Origin of the sequence: Cryobacterium sp. PH29-G1 (genome assembly GCF_030063365.1) — a bacterium.
Classification (GTDB): Bacteria; Actinomycetota; Actinomycetes; order Actinomycetales; family Microbacteriaceae; genus Cryobacterium.
Map to the genome: position 1 here is coordinate 179,110 of NZ_JASISY010000004.1, position 15,580 is coordinate 194,689.

General features: G+C 62.4%; 15 protein-coding genes. 9 read left to right on the forward strand and 6 right to left on the reverse strand.

Annotated features, from left to right (window positions below; genetic code table 11):
* Nucleotides 1-692: 692 nt before the first annotated feature.
* Together QMK22_RS07350 and QMK22_RS07355 are read left to right on the forward strand one after the other, a co-directional pair.
* Nucleotides 693-1,280: a hypothetical protein gene (locus QMK22_RS07350; protein ID WP_283496964.1), complete on the forward strand. Its 588-nt coding sequence runs from the start codon at nt 693-695 to the stop codon at nt 1,278-1,280.
* Nucleotides 1,277-1,639 carry a GntR family transcriptional regulator gene (locus QMK22_RS07355; protein WP_283496965.1) on the forward strand — a complete coding sequence of 121 codons (363 nt, stop codon included), beginning with the start codon at nt 1,277-1,279 and terminating at the stop codon, nt 1,637-1,639. The genes QMK22_RS07350 and QMK22_RS07355 overlap by 4 nt, the downstream gene beginning before the upstream one ends.
* A 94-nt stretch (nt 1,640-1,733) precedes the next feature.
* Here QMK22_RS07355 and QMK22_RS07360 read toward each other — a convergent pair whose 3' ends face one another.
* From QMK22_RS07360 to QMK22_RS07370, 3 genes are all read right to left on the reverse strand, one after another.
* Nucleotides 1,734-2,036, reverse strand: coding sequence for an addiction module antidote protein (locus QMK22_RS07360; RefSeq protein WP_283496966.1), 303 nt, complete (start codon nt 2,034-2,036; stop codon nt 1,734-1,736).
* Between the two features lie 80 nt (nt 2,037-2,116).
* Nucleotides 2,117-2,347, reverse strand: coding sequence for a type II toxin-antitoxin system RelE/ParE family toxin (locus QMK22_RS07365; protein ID WP_283496967.1), 231 nt, complete (start codon nt 2,345-2,347; stop codon nt 2,117-2,119).
* A gap of 104 nt (nt 2,348-2,451) precedes the next feature.
* Nucleotides 2,452-3,036 carry a recombinase family protein gene (locus QMK22_RS07370; protein WP_283496968.1) on the reverse strand — a complete coding sequence of 195 codons (585 nt, stop codon included), beginning with the start codon at nt 3,034-3,036 and terminating at the stop codon, nt 2,452-2,454.
* Nucleotides 3,037-4,010: 974 nt separating this feature from the next.
* On the opposite strand from QMK22_RS07370, the gene QMK22_RS07375 reads away from it, so the two are divergent.
* Nucleotides 4,011-4,472, forward strand: a complete 462-nt coding sequence (locus tag QMK22_RS07375; RefSeq protein WP_283496969.1) for an SRPBCC domain-containing protein — start codon at nt 4,011-4,013, stop codon at nt 4,470-4,472.
* A 388-nt stretch (nt 4,473-4,860) separates the two neighbouring features.
* Here the strand turns inward: QMK22_RS07375 and QMK22_RS07380 are convergent, their stop codons facing one another.
* A complete protein-coding gene (locus QMK22_RS07380) occupies nt 4,861-5,280 on the reverse strand; it encodes a DUF302 domain-containing protein (RefSeq protein WP_283496970.1) in 420 nt (139 codons plus the stop codon).
* A 213-nt stretch (nt 5,281-5,493) separates the two neighbouring features.
* On the opposite strand from QMK22_RS07380, the gene QMK22_RS07385 reads away from it, so the two are divergent.
* The gene (locus QMK22_RS07385; RefSeq protein WP_283496971.1) at nt 5,494-6,423 is read left to right on the forward strand and encodes an endonuclease/exonuclease/phosphatase family protein; all 930 of its coding nucleotides are present in this window, start codon (nt 5,494-5,496) and stop codon (nt 6,421-6,423) included.
* Between the two features lie 105 nt (nt 6,424-6,528).
* Here QMK22_RS07385 and QMK22_RS07390 read toward each other — a convergent pair whose 3' ends face one another.
* Together QMK22_RS07390 and QMK22_RS07395 are read right to left on the reverse strand one after the other, a co-directional pair.
* Nucleotides 6,529-6,750 (reverse strand): helix-turn-helix domain-containing protein, encoded by a 222-nt coding sequence (locus QMK22_RS07390; RefSeq protein ID WP_283496972.1) that lies wholly within the window; start codon nt 6,748-6,750, stop codon nt 6,529-6,531.
* Nucleotides 6,750-7,400, reverse strand: a complete 651-nt coding sequence (locus QMK22_RS07395) for a hypothetical protein (protein ID WP_283496973.1) — start codon at nt 7,398-7,400, stop codon at nt 6,750-6,752. The genes QMK22_RS07390 and QMK22_RS07395 overlap by 1 nt, the downstream gene beginning before the upstream one ends.
* Nucleotides 7,401-7,577: 177 nt before the next feature.
* Between QMK22_RS07395 and QMK22_RS07400 the strand changes: the two genes are divergently transcribed.
* From QMK22_RS07400 to QMK22_RS07420, 5 genes are all read left to right on the forward strand, one after another.
* The gene (locus tag QMK22_RS07400) at nt 7,578-8,480 is read left to right on the forward strand and encodes a hypothetical protein (protein WP_283496974.1); all 903 of its coding nucleotides are present in this window, start codon (nt 7,578-7,580) and stop codon (nt 8,478-8,480) included.
* 76 nt (nt 8,481-8,556) lie between these two features.
* Nucleotides 8,557-9,282, forward strand: a complete 726-nt coding sequence (locus QMK22_RS07405) for a 4'-phosphopantetheinyl transferase family protein (protein WP_283496975.1) — start codon at nt 8,557-8,559, stop codon at nt 9,280-9,282.
* 52 nt (nt 9,283-9,334) lie between these two features.
* The gene (locus QMK22_RS07410; protein ID WP_283496976.1) at nt 9,335-9,943 is read left to right on the forward strand and encodes a hypothetical protein; all 609 of its coding nucleotides are present in this window, start codon (nt 9,335-9,337) and stop codon (nt 9,941-9,943) included.
* A 277-nt stretch (nt 9,944-10,220) separates the two neighbouring features.
* Nucleotides 10,221-12,659: a hypothetical protein gene (locus QMK22_RS07415; protein ID WP_283496977.1), complete on the forward strand. Its 2,439-nt coding sequence runs from the start codon at nt 10,221-10,223 to the stop codon at nt 12,657-12,659.
* 275 nt (nt 12,660-12,934) lie between these two features.
* The gene (locus tag QMK22_RS07420) at nt 12,935-15,580 is read left to right on the forward strand and encodes a response regulator (protein WP_283496978.1); all 2,646 of its coding nucleotides are present in this window, start codon (nt 12,935-12,937) and stop codon (nt 15,578-15,580) included.

A 15,580-nucleotide genomic window follows, 5' to 3' on the forward strand; every position in this document is an offset into this window, starting at 1 on the left:
AGCGCGACAGGAGCTGCATCCCTTGCGTGGACTGGGATGAGGTCATAGTTACCTGAAGGCAGCAGACGAGGCAGCGTGTCTCGGTACTTTCGTGGCCCATATAACCCCTAGCTGGACGACGGCCAGAGACTCGAATTCGGGTCCGTAAGACGCATATGAGCGGGATTTCCCTACGGGCAGGGTAAATGCGACAAACTTGCTCAGGCGTGCGGTGGCGCCCAGCCTCGGCGGGGCTATTCCCGTTGACGGTCCGACTTGCGGGCGTTCGGATTGGCAACTCTGTTATAGAGATGTACTAGTAACGTGATACATTTAATGTACTTCGTGAGTAGTACAATTTTCACCGTCGAAAGGGCGCGATGTCTTTTTTGCTCGTCTGGTTCGTTTTCCGTTCGATGATCCTTGGCGTGCTGGCTGGGGCGGTGTGGTGGCTGGTTCAGGGCCGCACAAGCCGACTGCCCTCGGGGCCGGTCGCGTCTCTCACTGCAGTTGGGGTGGGCGTCGCCTTGCTTGCGGATATCCTGGTGCGTTTGATGGTTGGTGGGACGACGGCCTTCCAACTCCCGCGGCCAGACGAACTAGCTCGATGGTTGGTGGATGCGCGCTTCGTGTTGCCTCTCCTGTTGGGGATCGGTGCCGTGAGCATTCTCGCGTTTCCGCTACCCACTCACGCTTCGCGAGGGAGCGCTAGCTTGGCTCGCCGTACACCGTTCAGCTTCGGCCGGGGATGGTGGTTCATCGGCGTCATCATTATCATCGGTGCCGTTCTCGCTCTCACCGTCGCCGCGGGTATGGCTTCCGAGCCGGACGAGCAAGGTTTCTGGCGCATCCTCGTTGTCGACACCGGCGTCGGCGGGGGTTCCACCACCATTTATGGGTGGTACTACTCTCGGCCGGCCTTGGTACTGGTGGCTGCTCTGGCGGCGGTGACCGTCGTCGCGCTGTGGCTGATCGCTCGGCCACCGGTCGGAGTCGACGAGGCTAACGATGTTCAGCTGCGCCGCCTGCGCACCCTGAATATTCTTGCGGTCGCATCCGGTGCCCTCCTGGTGCATCTGGGCGGAATCCTTTCTTCCTTGGCTGGAACGGCGTTTTTCAACGGCGGTGTGCGGACGGGAAACGGCGGATGGATGGTTTTCGGTACCCCCTTCGCGGCTCTTGAGCCGGCACTCTCCCTCGCAGGCATCGCCGTCACGGCTCTCGGATACGCGCTCTGGGTCGGTGTTTTGCTCTCCGCGATACCTGCACGCCGCAGAGTCCGTGCCTTGGTTCGCGCATGATGATTTCCTTGGGGGGATCGGCACCCGCCGCGGAACAGATCCGCGATCAGATCCGCGGACTCATCGCTGCGGGCAGCCTTGGAGCGGACGAACGGCTTCCGTCCGTCCGGCAACTTGCCAAGGACCTCGGCGTCGCCCCCGGAACTGTAGCGAAGGCATACAAAACCCTCGAATCCGAGCGCTACCTCCACACCCGCACCGGAGGCGGAACCCGCGTCAGCGCAACGGCATCGGCCACTCCGCGCACCGTGGTGGATGCCGCCCGAAACCTCGCCGACGCCAGCATTCGCGCCCAGATCGACCTCGAAGAAGCAACCCGACTGCTCCGCGCAATCTGGCCACCCCTCCCAAGCGTGTAGTGATCATTGCCACCGATTCGATCTCGCTTCCCGTCAAGGTTCGGTCTGCGGGACTCTGGCCTTTTCAGGTCAACGGTTCGTGGGCTTCGTCGTGTCAGGCGATAGCCTCGAAGTGAAGTCGGAGTCCGAGGGCGTGGGACACCTTGATGATGGTAGCCAGGCTCGGGTTTCCCTCCGCGGACAGCGCCTTGTAGAGACCTTCTCGGCTCATCCCAGCTTGCCGCGCGATCTGGCTGAAGTTGCGTGACCGTGCGATGGACCCCAGAGCCCGGGCGATAACCGTCGGGTCATCGTCGCCCTCCTCAATGACTGCCTCCAGGTAGGCGGCAACGTCTTCAACGGTGTTGAGGTAATTCGCCGCATCGAAGGGGGAGAAGGTTTCGGCGTCAGTGCTCATTCGTGTGCTCCTTGCGTGCGGTGCCAAGTGTCGGCGATCGTGTGCGCGGCCCTTATGTCCGCATTCTGGGTTGATTTGTCTCAACCGGTCAGTAGTAAAACCAGACGGTCACCTTCGCGTAAGAAGTACACGCGGTATCCAGGGCCGTAGTTGATGCGCAATTCGGAGACGCCACGGGCGACTGGCTTGACGTCTCCGGGGTTGCCAGCGGCTAACCGGTCTATCCGGATGAGCACGCGTGCGACCGCACGACGGTCCTTCAGCTTCTGTAGCCAGGTGTCGAATGTAGCCGACGTGACGACCTCAACCATGTGTCAACTTTAGTTGACAACTAGGCATCGGGGCAAGCGTCCCACAGGGATTCCCGTTGCCGGACCAGCTAGTCCGGCAACGAGAGCCCAGGTGAGAGTTCTTCTTAGCGTCCTGAGTCAGACTGACGTTGGATTGTGCGATAGACGGTCGACCGCGCGACGTTGAAAAGCTCCGCCAATTCCGCGCTGGAATGAAGCCCGGCGTTGTGTACTTCTATCAAGTGTTTCTGCTGCGCCACCGAGAGTTTGGGCTGCTTGCCGCGCAGATGCCCTTTCGCTTTGGCCACCTGCATTTCCTCCCGCGTTCTGGCGCGAATCAGATCCGACTCGAACTCGGCGACCATGGCCAGGACGTTGAAGAGGAGGCGTCCGACGGGGTCGTTTGGATCGTGTACGGCGCCGCCGATGCTGAGCATGACGTCTTTGGCCGTGAGCTCGTCGATGATGTCTTTCGCGTCCCGGAGCGAGCGTGCGAGTCTGTCGAGTTTGGCGACGACGAGGGTGTCTCCGGCACGGCAGGCGGCCAGCGCTTCGCGAAGCCCGGGCCGGGCTCGGTTCGTTCCGGTCAGACCGTGATCGGTGTAGATCAGTGACGATCTAACGCCCAGTCGTTCCAGGGCGTTTTGTTGGGCGGTGAGGTCTTGTTCCTCTGTGGAAACGCGTGCGTATCCAATTAGTAATCCATCCATGCTGAAACCATCCCGCTCGGCTCAAAGTGAGTCAACAATCGTCGTACTCGGTGCCCCTGCCGGGCATCTCAGGTGAACCGTCGACGCGAGTAGTTTCGCTCGTTGCATTGCCCGCTGGGCGTCTTCGTTTAGGGTTCCTAAGCGCCACTTCCCCGAGGCGTCGGATCCTCGGCGGATCGGCAGCGAATCTTCGTCGGTGGACGCCCGTCATACATGCGCCCGACTCGCCCGCAGCCACGCTGGTCTCAGGGTGAAACAATGGCTCCATCCAACCCACCTACGACGCGTTCGAGGGGACGTGGGACGTGCAGCGCGCAGCGCCACCGGAGTCCGCCTGCTGGACCGAGTCCGAGGACTTGAGTGGTACCCCGCACTGGGAGAAAAAGTCAGACGGCTACGAAGTCGCTTTTTTCGCAAAGAACTCCCGGTTCGATATGGACGAGGACTGGGTGACTACCGTTGAACGCTACGCCCGAGTCTGGACGATAACCTTCCCTGCCACCAGCTTCGACCCGGATTACGACTTGTTCACCGATGGGGCCCAAGTCGCTGGACTGGGTGACAGCGACCAATTGCAGGTTGACCACAGCGGATGCTCGAACCGCCGCCCGCATCGCGAGCCTGCGCATCGCGGCCTCGCTCGAATCTCCTGACGTGGTAGACCAATCGGTTCATCGGGCGCTCTCGTAGTCGGTAGCGATGGAAGGACCGAGCAGACATGGCCCCTCCGAAGACCGGTGCTGGACGAGGCGGAAACCACGCCGGCCGACTGATTGAGCTCCTAAGGCGTCTATGCGCTCGGGGCTTGCGAGGACCGACCTCTAATGCGTTGCCCCCCGCGTTCACGGCGATCCCGGCCGTGAACAGATGCGCAATCATGGGTAGGCTCGACGAGGTGCGTTTGCAGAACTTGTCGACGTGCTGCTCGGCGGGCAATGTCTCGTCGCGCTCGGCCTGAACGTGAAGGAAACACCGTGTCTGATCACGCAAGAATCCAAGGGCACACCGTAACCCGCACCGTGCACATCGAAGCCTCCCGCGCGCGCGTTTGGAAGGCACTGACCGACCCCAAGGTCATGGTCACGTGGTTTGGCGACGGTGTGGAGTTCGCCGCGCTTGAGCCCGGTGCTACAGGCCGCATCGACTGGGATGACTACGGCAGCTTCCCGATTGAAATTACCGAGGTGGTGCCCGACGGCTCGTTCGGCTTCCGTTGGTCGGGAATCCCCGCCGAACAGCTCGACGAGTACTCGACGCGCGTGCGCTTCACCATCGCCGATGCCGGTTCCGGGACGGATGTCACGGTGATCGAATCGGGCTTCGACACACTCCCCGGCGGTACCCGCTACCGTCGCGAACGTCTTGAGCAGAACCGAGAGGGCTGGGACGTCGAACTCGACGAGCTCGCGGTCCTCTTCGAGGGTGTCACTGAGTAGTTCACGATTTCGGGGGAGTCGCTCGTCGAGTTGGCCACGTTGCTCGGCCGGTAGCCGATAAGGGCTGCCTTGCCGGTGTCGTGACGAGCCACCATCGGGCGATTCAATGTGACCATAAACGCACCATAAACCCCAAAATCTGACCAGATTCAGGCCGTATCTCGCCGTACGGCGCGTACAGTAAACCCCATGAGAACCGCGGAATTCCGCGGAAGTCTGCCCCATATGCAGGTGCGCACCACCACCCCGACGCCTATCATTTTGCTTTTGTTTCGAGTCAGGTACCCCAGCTGTAACCCCTGAGTTTCCGCGAACACTCAGGGGCTTTTTTGTCCAGACGGATAGTACAGATGATGGATAGCCCTGCCATCTCGCCACGAGCCAGAATCTAGATCTGCGCCTCGGCCTCGAGGTTTTTCAGTGCTGCGCGCAGGCGGGTATCGGCGTCGGTGGCGACCTCTTGAATGGCCGAGGAGTCGCTGAGCTGCACCATTGTCTGCGGATCAATTGTCTGGACCACGGTCGCGGTGGCATCGGGCCCACGCCGAATGACAACATTGCACGGCAGTAGTAGGCCCATGTCCGGTTCGGCGGTGAGGGCCTGTTGGGCGAGCGTGGGATTACAGACGCCGAGAATGACGTAGTCGCCGAGAGCCTGAGCACTTTCGATCCCCAGCTTGGCTTCAAACGTGGACCGAATGTTGATTTCGGAGAGGACGCCGAAGCCCTGTTCAGCCAATAATTCTCGAGTTCGCTGCACCGCTTCTTCGTAGGGCAGGGCGACTGTGACGGTATGTGCGTAAGTCATAGGGTCTCCAATGATTGTTTCGTTGATTGAGCGACAATAACAGCCTGTATGCGACCGGCATCAGTTCGCTTCGATGATGCCGATCACTTTTCGGTATTCATGGTTGACGATGGGGCGGCGATGCACCGTGGTGACGGTGATCCCCGAGGGATGGGTGCATTAGGTTCTTCCGCTGCGGGTGGGCCTGTGGTTCGATAGATCATGGTGACGAAAATGCCGCCCGATGTGGCGGAGAACCTGATCGTTTTCAAGACAGCGTTGGCCGAGGTCGTGCCGTCGAAGGATTCCTCCGATCTTTTGGTCGCGACCTGGAATCTTCGTGCATTCGGAGATCTCACGGCTAAGTGGCACGCGAAACCGGGGGACTCTCCAGTGAGAGACTGGTACTCCGTCGCGTGCATCGCACAGGTCGTCTCACGGTTTGATGTGATCGCAGTTCAGGAAGTGCGGCGCAACACAACGGCCCTGCAGTTTCTGCTCGAGCAACTCGGCGACAACTGGCGGGTGATCGTCTCTGACGTCACCGAAGGTGGTCCGGGCAACGGGGAACGGCTGACGTTTCTATACGACTCGACTCGCGTTCAGCCGTCGGGACTGGTGGGCGAGATCGTGCTGCCGGCAACGGTTGAGGGCCCCGCCGAACAATTTGCCCGAACGCCGTACGCCGCCAGTTTCGTGCGCGGATCCGCGGAGTTCACCTTGACCACGCTGCACGTGATCTGGGGCGCTGACCCGCGTGCGCGACTGCCGGAGATCACGGCGTTCGCTGAGTGGATGCGTGACTGGGCGGACCGGACCGACCGCTGGAACCAGAACCTCCTCGTGCTGGGTGATTTCAACCTCGACCGTATTGGGGATCCGTTGTTCGAGGCGTTCGTGTCGACTGGACTGTGGCCTCCCACCGAACTGAACGCCATACCGCGGACGGTGTTCGACAATGACACGGCGAAGCACTTTTATGATCAGATCGCCTGGTTCTCCGACCCCGACGGGGAATCCCTGTTGACCTCGCTGACCTACACTCGGCGCGCTGGTTCGTTCGATTTTCTGCCGCACCTGCTGGGCGGCCTAACCCGCGCGGAGACATCCTGGCGCATCTCCGACCACTATCCGTTGTGGGTCGAATTCCATCTGGCTCCGTGAAGCACCCAACTCAGCGCCGCCTTCCCCGCTCTGCACCGACCCGAACGCCTCCGGTGGCGACGGGCGGCGACGGGCGGCGACGGGCGGCGACGGGCGGCTCGGTATCTAATCGACTGCTGGTGATCGAACGATGATGTCGCCGGGAGTGCAGTCGAGGGCGGCGCAGATCGCGTTGAGGGTGGTGAAACGAATGGCCTTGGCGTGATTATTTTTCAACAGTGACAGGTTCACCGTTGAAATGCCGGTGCGTCGGGACAGTTCGGTCAGCGTCATCCCCTGGGCGGTGAGCTCGTGTTCGAGGGTGATTACGATCGTTCCGAAAGACATTAGACGATACCGTCGGCATCCGTGGCGAAGCGGCTCAGTCGGGCCAAGGCGAGAGCCGTGAGCAGCACCAGGAATCCGGCTACGACGGGCAGCGGATCCAGGCCAACGAGAAATCCTGGCTCAAGCCAGTACTGTTCGTCGGCATAGACTGCGGACCCCGCGAATACGGCCGCGTCGGCGGCGAGCGCAGCGGTAATTACGGATCCGATCATGATGACCAGGCCCGACGCCCCGACCATGCCGGCGAGGAATGACCAGCGCAGTCGTCCGGTGAGTACCAGGACGCAGGCGACGATGATGGGCAAAACGGTCAGAACGGCCATGATCAGAGCCGCCCATTCCGCTGTGACGAAACTGTTCACCACATCGGTGGGGAGCCCCGTGACGGTGGCGTCAATGAAACTTGTCGAAGCGGGGACTGCGTCTACGGCGGTCCAGCTGGCTACGGCATCCTCCATCGTGGAGGGCTGCATGGGAATTCTCGCCATTACCGTGCCGGTTGCGAGGTTCGCCAATGTGTCCGAATGCCAGAGCACGCCCACGGTTCCAAAGAGCATTCCGCCGAGCCCGACGAGGCTGGCGATGGCAATGGTCAGGGGCGATCGTCGCAGGTTGGGCGACTGATTTGTTTTACGATTATCGTTGTGCATGCCATAACGATAAGCGTAATGATTTGATCGTGCAACTCGTGCTCGCGGAACGGTGCGGGGCCGTGCAGGAGCGGCGAGCACGCAGCGGTCCGAGTGAATCTGGCTGGATTCACTGCCCTAGACTTCGAGCATGCCGCTCGATTCGACCCTCCTCGCCGGTAGTCCGGTACCCATCGGATGAACGATCAGCGCCAGTCCCCGGCCGAGCGCCGCAGAGCCCTCGTCGCCAGCCGGTCGCACACGGTCTCGCCGGCTCGTAGCGAGAGTCGGCCCACCCCCTTTCACTCCGGTCTTCTGAATCTGGTCGGCGGCATCCTCGTATTGTCGGCGATGCTGCTACTGGCCGTACTCATCGCGGTCACCGCGCGGGGCGGCGAACTCAGGGACCTTGTTGGCGGCGCGAGCTGGGCAGACAACTTGGTGGCGGGCCCGATCATGATTCTGATGCTCGCCGCGGCGCCGCTGTTTCTGGCCTACTTTCAGCGCAGCGGGCACTGGTCAAGCCGGGAGCGCGGCTTCTTTCAAGGCGGCTCGAACGTGGTTGAGCTGCGGCCAGCTGCACTGTGGACCCGGTTTCTCTTCATCGGGCTGAGTTTTCTGGTGTGGGCTGCGCTCATCGCCGGGCCGGTTTACCTCGACATCACAGCGGATGCCTTCGCTCAAGCGAACGACAGCCTCTGGGTGGTGCTCGTATTGTATGGGGTGCTCGCGTCCGGCCTGGGCGCGGTGCTCGTCTTCTCACTGCTGAAACGACTCACCTATGACGGGCTCGCAGCTCGGTTCGGCGACCAGATCGTACCCGGCTCGCTGAGCCAGATATTCTGGCGCGCCCTGTCGTATCGATTCAGGTTTGAACTCTGGTTTGCCTTCGGCTTCGGTGCCATCCTCGGCACGATTCCGCTCGTCTATCAATCTGCCGCTGACGCCTGCTACACGGCAACGTGTATCCCGGTTCCCGACCCGGCCTGGCAGGCCTGGATCCTCTGGATCGCCGTGTGCAGCGGGGCGCTCGCGCTGATCGGCAGCCTGAACGCGTGGCGAAGCGGCAAGTCCCTGTATAGCGGCGAGTCGGTCTCGTAGCATCCGACTTCGCCGGCAATCCGGCGTAATATCCGTCACCCCACGGGCGCGGCGTGGGCCGGCGTAGAATCGGTCGATGCATATCGACGCCGACGAGGTCACCGTCTGGTGGATCGATCAACTCGAGACCAGAGTGGACGAGGCTCGATTGGGTGCGCGGGAGAGGGTGCGGGCCGACTCGATGCCGTATTCGCCTGGCAGACGGGAATTCGTTGTTGGCGCGCTCCTGTTGCGGGCGGCCGTTGCTCGATTCAGCGGCCGTGATGCCGCGGACGTCGAGATCGATCGGAGTTGCCCGGACTGCACGCGCTGGCACGGTCGCCCGCGAGTGGTCGGGCGGGTCGACATTGAAGTTTCCGTGACCCACAGTGATGGCCTGATCGGCGTCGCCGTCGGCGGTGTCGGAACTCGCCTCGGACTCGATGTGGAACGCGTGGCGCGGGTGCCGGATCACCCCGATGCGGGCCTCGTCGGGCTCACCCTGGACGATGCTGAGTTGGCGACTTTGGGTGGCAGATCCGTTTCCTCGCGGCAGTTTGCCACCTACTGGGTGCGCAAAGAGGCCGTGCTCAAGGCGACCGGTGAGGGGCTGCGCCGACCGCTGACGTCTCTTCGAGTGACCGCGCCTGATTTGCCTCCCGTCCTGTTGCGGGCTCCCGGAGACCTGACCGCGCGCACCACGCTCGTTGACCTTCTCGGCCACGAGTCCTCGAGTGTGGCCGCTCTGGCGGCCGTGGTACCGGCCGGGGCGCGACCGTCACCGAAAATAGTGCAGGGAGACGGCCGCACACTGCTCGAATGAGCGGGATACCGTCACCGTATTCGAATTCTCGAAACACATTGGAGAAACAATCATGCGCGTACCCAGACTTATCGTGGCGGCAGCGTGCGTCGCTCTTGCGCTCGTCGCCTGTGCCGAGGCGCCCGGTGGAGACAGCGCTCCGACAGCGGTGGCATCCGCGCCGACGGATGTGGCGTTGTTGGCGGATCGGCTGGACTCAGTAGATGCCGCGGTCGCGCAGTGGCGAACGGCGTCGTCGCTGGCGGCCGCCCAAACCGCCGCCGAAACGGCCGCTAATCTGGTGGTCGGCCCCAACGGCCCCGGATATGGCGATCGTGACGGCGACGGCATGATCGGTGGTGAAAGTGCTGCGGGAATTCTGCCGGGGCTCGATGGCATTCCCGCCGGACTCGCCACGCCGCTGGCCAATAATCGGTGTGTCGTTTCCGACGTGTTGGGAGGGGATTGGACCGACCCGGCCAGTGAGTGGAACAAGATGCTGTCCGCCATTGACTCCTGGCGGCCGGCCAACAACACCATGCCATCACTGGCGAGCCATCCCATGCGGATTGTCGGATGGGCGACGTTCACCCTGGCGTCGGATTCTTTGGCCGAGGCGCAGGAGTATGCCGGCCACGCAAAGCTGCATGTCGATGTCGCGGTGCGTGCCCTGACCTGCTGAGAGCACCGACCACAACTGCCCCGGCGCGCGAGGCTCCAATGCCCGTCGGCGGTCCGGTCCGGCATGTCTTTTGTGTGCAATAAGCTGATTTTGCCACGGAGATCTTCGGGAACGCACGGGCCAGTTCACCTGTGCCCGCATACACATTACTTTTGGGGAGACCACGACATTTATGTCGATTGAAAATACGCCGCCGTCCACGCCACCGAATCCCTTTCAGCCCGGATCCATGCCGCCCGCGCCGCCAGTAGCCGCGCCGCCAGTAGCCGGGCCGCCAATGCCGACCCCGGGGCCGCCGTCGGGGCCGGCCGGGCCGAACGTTTTCGGCACGATTGCGTCGCGCGGGTGGTGGGGCGCCGTCGCATCCGCTGGAATCGGTTACGGAACCGCGTTCGTCGTTGCCCTCATCACGGTAGCGCTCACCGGGCTTGTGACGGGCTGGGAGCTGTTCTCGGCCGGTTGGCTCGTTTCTGGTCCGGTGCAGTTGACGGCCTTGTCGACCTTCGGCCAGCTCGGGGTGACGGCAGAAGTGGAGTTCTTCGTCTCCTTCGCCGGCAGCGTCACCGTCGGCGTTCTGCCAATTCTGGTACTCGCAGCCCTCGTGGCCGGCACCTACCTCTCGAGTCGCTTCGTGGGACGCGGGGCCTGGCAAGGCTCGTCGTCCCTCATCCTGTCGGCTGTGTCCGGGCTCACCCTTGCCATCGGTGCCACCATTTTGGCGGCCGTACTGCCGCTGAAATTTCCCGATACGCAACTTGATGGCGTTCTTGACTCCGCTTCCGCAGCATCAGTGGGCTCGTTCCTGGGCGCACTCGTTATCGGATTCGGTGTGTCGTACTTGGCCCGGCTGCAGGCCACAGACGCCTGGTCGCGTGTCGTTGCCCGAGCGACCTGGCTGCCGTGGGGAACCGTGCGTATTGCGGCCCTGCACCTCGGAACCCTAATCGCGGTGACCGCGGTTGCTCTCGCCATTGCGCTGCCGCTGTCTGCGGCTGACGGGATCGCCGGAGCACTGCCGACGTTCCTGCTCACCTTCGCCATCGATGCTGTCGTGATCGGCATGTTGGGGGCGTTCTCGATGGACCTAAGCGACGTGCAACGTGTGTTGCTCAGTCTGGGCGGTGGCTCCGAGCAGCCCGCTTCGCTGAACGTCACAGTTTTCACCGAAGACATCACCGGTTATATCTGGCTCATCGTGCTGCTCGCGGTGATTCTGGCCGTCGTTGCGTCGCTGCTGCTGGCCGTTCGACGCAATCGCGTGCGCCCGTCACCGCTGTCATGGATTGCCACCATCGCCACCTATCTGGCCTTCGGTGTGCTGCTGCAGGTACTCGGCAGCGCTATCGTCACGGCATCGATGACCTCGCCGGAGAACGTGTCGGCTTCGGGATCGTTCGGCCCCGCCGCCTGGACCTTTCTGATGTTCGCCGCTTGGGGCGCTGCCGTTGAGGCGCTTGCTCGCTTCGTTGCACCGTTCATTCTGGCTGCGGCGACGCCGGCAATCATCCGCTTTCTGGTCACGCTGTCTGGCAAGGAACGCGCGCTGCCCGTGGTGCCCACGGCACCGCTCGTTCCTGCTGGCGTCGCCGTCGCCGGCGCGACTTTTGCTCCCGCAGGGATGCCCGCCGCCACCGATGCTGCCTCCGCCGGTCCCGCCGCTACCGGCCAGCCCGGTGCTGCACCGCTCCCGTTCGCCACGGCCACCATGTCGCCGGCAACCGCGAAGCGGGTGAAAATCGGCGCTATCGCCGTCGGTGCTGCGCTGTTGCTGATCATCGCGGCCAGTGTCGCAGGCGGTATTGTGCGGTCCTCGGTATTCGGTCCGCAGAACGCTGCCACCGCCTACCTGAAGGCGCTCGAAGACGGTGACGCCACGACGGCACTGAAGATGCTCGGTTCCTCAGCAGATGCCGGCGACGGCCTGCTCGCCAACAATATCTTCGGGCTGGCGACCGATCGCATCAAGGATGCCGCCATTTCCGACGTCAGCATCACCGGTGACGTCGCCCAAATCGAGGTGCACTTCAAGCAGGGTGGGGTCTCCGATAGCGCTGTCCTGAAGCTGACCCGTACGAGTACCGATTGGCTGATCGCGGATCAGTGGTCCATTCTCAATGCTGAACCCGGCCAGATCGACGTCTACCTGCCGTCCCGGATGGGCAGCGTCGAACTGGAGGCCAACGGTACGCCGGTAGGGACAGCTGACCGCGACGGGCTCACCCTGGCTGCCTTCCCCGGAACCTACGAATTGAGTATTCCGGCCACGGACTATTTTGAAGAGTCGTCGGTGACCTACGTTGTCAGCGGGTTGCTCGGCGGATACGGCGAGACGGAGTCGATCGACGATACCTTCACGGCAACGCCGACGGCAGACTACGAAGCGGCCGCGCTGGAGGCGGTCAATGCGCGCATCGCAACCTGCCTCGCATCGCCCGGTGAGGAGTCAGAGGATTGCCCGTACCTGGGCTACATCTCGTCGTACTACTCAAACGTTGTCTACACCCTGGCCACTGCCCCCGAGCTGTCCGTCGATCTCTCCTACGAAGACGGCGGTTTGACGGTCTCGACCGACAAATATGGCGTAGTGAATGTCGACTACGACGTCGACTACGGCTTTTCGAGCGAGGTCACTCACCAGACCAGTGAGAACTACCTCTCGATCAGCGCCGAAGTGAACGTTGTCGACGGCGAGGTCGTGGTGACTTCGGTCTACTGACCGAGCGTCACCACCACCCGGGGTTCGGGTTCGGCTGCGGCCGAACCCGAACCCGTCTTCTGCCAGTCCCCAGGCAGTCAACGCAGTGATCACCCCCAAGAAGGGGGTGTAAACGTGATTTCGTGATATAGATTCAACTAGGGGGACGTTTCCCCGGTGGACTCGCCGACGTGGATCGAGGTGAGGGACCGGTCGTGTGTCTGCCCGGGTGTGAAGCGTCTCATTCGTTGAACACTCACCGCGCAGGGATAGATCACGGAGGGGGGGGGAAGACTATGACACCCGAGAACCAAAAGTCGAAAGACACGGTGGCCGGAAACCTGTTGGAGCAAACGGTCAGCCTGCAGGATGCCATCTTCAATAGCGCGAATTTTTCGAGCATTGCCACCGATGCGCGGGGCGTCATTCAGATCTTCAACGTGGGGTCGCAGAGAATGCTGGGCTACACCGCCGAGGAGGTCGTGAACAAGCTCACTCCGGTGGAGATGCACGACCCTCAGGAGATCATTGCTCATGCCGCCCAGCTCAGCCTGGAGTTCGGCACCACGATCCAGCCCGGCTTTGAAGCTCTCGTGTTCAAGGCAAGTCGCGGGATTGAAGACATCTACGAGCTCACCAAGGTGCGCAAAGATGGCAGCCGCTTTGCCGCCATCGTTTCGGTCACCGCGCTCCGCGACAGTGATGCGGCCATTATCGGCTACCTGCTGATCAGCACCGACAACACGTCGGGCAAGCAGGTGGAGTTGGCCAAATCGATGCTGGACCAGAAGCTGCGCGACCAGCAGTTCTATACGCGTTCGCTGATCGAATCCAATATCGATGCCCTCATGACGACCGACACCATGGGCATCATCTCTGATGTCAACCAACAGATGGTCGAGCTCACCGGCCGAACCCGGGATGAACTCATCGGAGCTCCCTGCCGTAATTTCTTCACCGACCCGGCTCGGGCAGACACCGCGATCAAACGGGCGCTCACCGAAACCAAGGTCAATGACTATGAGCTCACGGTACGGGCGCGCAACGGTGACGAAACGGACGTCTCGTACAACGCGGCCACTTTTTGCGACCGTGATCGGGTCGTGCAGGGTGTCTTTGCATCCGCCCGGGACGTGACCGAGCGGAAGCGGTTCGAGCGGGCACTCAAAGAAACGAACATCGAGCTGGAACACGCCAGCCGCATGAAGACCGAGTTCCTGGCCACGATGTCACACGAGTTGCGCACACCCTTGAACGCGATTATCGGGTTTTCTGAGGCCCTCAAGGATGGTCTCGTTGGTGACATGAGCGCGGACCAGCGCGAGTACATCGGCGACATCTTCACCAGCGGGCATCATCTGCTCGACCTCATAAATGACATCCTCGACCTGTCCAAGGTCGAGGCGGGAATGATGGATATCGAGCGGGAAGCCGTCGACGTGCGCTCCCTGCTGGAGCGTTGCCTGCTGATCGTGCGTGATAGCGCTGCTGCGGGCAAGATCCAACTTCGGTTCGAGGGTGCCGGAGACCTCGGCGCTCCACAGCTGGACCTGCGCAAGACCAAACAAATCGTCTACAACCTGCTGTCGAACGCCGTGAAATTCACCCCCGAGCACGGTCGGGTGACCCTGATCGCCAAACGTGTTGCGCGAAGTGCGGTCGGAAAGATTGCCGGTTCCCGCCCGGTCCACGATTTTCCGCTACCGCCGAGTGCGGTGCGGGACTTTCTCGAGATCCGTGTCGATGATTCGGGCATGGGAATTTCTTCGGAGAATATGTCGAAACTCTTTCTGGCTTTTAGTCAGATCGACAGCACCCTGGCGAGGCGGTTCGAAGGCACCGGCCTCGGTCTGGCAACGGTCAAGCAAATGGTGGGCATTCAAGGCGGCACAGTGGCCGTGGCCAGCGCCGAGGGGGCGGGGGCGAGTTTTGTCGTGTGGCTTCCCCTGGGACCGGCCGACCAGGTGGCCCCGGATTGGTCGGCACCGCACACGGCGGAGCTGGCCACGGCGGCGCTGGGCGCAGCTGACCGAGCCACGGCCACGCCGGGGCGGCTTGCCCACACCCCGCCGTCGATCGAAAGCCACCCGAAACCGCATCCGTTCCACCTCGCTGCGGCCGTACCGACATCGTCGTCGGCCGCGCAGGCACAGCCGCAGTCGGAGAAACACGTTGCCCTCGTCATTGAAGACGACGCCAAGGGAGCAGAGGTATTGCGGCTGTTGCTGGAAGCCGAAGGCTTTCGCGTGATCGTCGCGACCAGCGGGGAGGAAGGACTCGCCGCCGCCCCACTACAGCGCCTGAGCCTCATCACCCTGGACATTCGATTGCCCGGAATGGACGGCTGGGGCTTTCTGCTTCGGCTGCACGAATTCTCTGACCTGGCCGCGGTACCGATCGTCATCATTGCGGGGGACACCGATGTGAGCCTGGCGCTGACCCACGGTGCGGCCGCCGTGCTGGAAAAGCCGATCAGCCGGGCCGCACTGCAACGGTCGTTGGGCGTTCTCGGTCTCAGCCCCGATGCCCGGCGCACGCGGCGGGTTCTGGTGGCTGACGACGATCCCGAAACCGTCGACGTCATTGCCCGATTCTTGACCCGCCCCGAATACGCGGTGGAACGCGCCTTCACCAAGAATGACGCGATTGACATGGCGCAGCGACTGCGTCCCGACCTCGTGCTGCTCAATCTCATGATGGAAGGATTCAGCGGCTACCAAGTTGTGCTGGCGCTGCAGGGCAACGCCGGCACCGAGCACATTCCCGTGCTGATCGTAACGGGAATGAAGCTCACCCCGCAGGAACGGGCTGCGGTCAACAGCGATCCGGACCAACCCGTGCGGGTGCTCGGTACCCAGGATTTCAACCGAGCGGCCTTTATGGCCGAGGTGAAGCGCGCCCTCGCGTCGGGTGGACCGTCTGGCGATGCGATGGGCGGATGA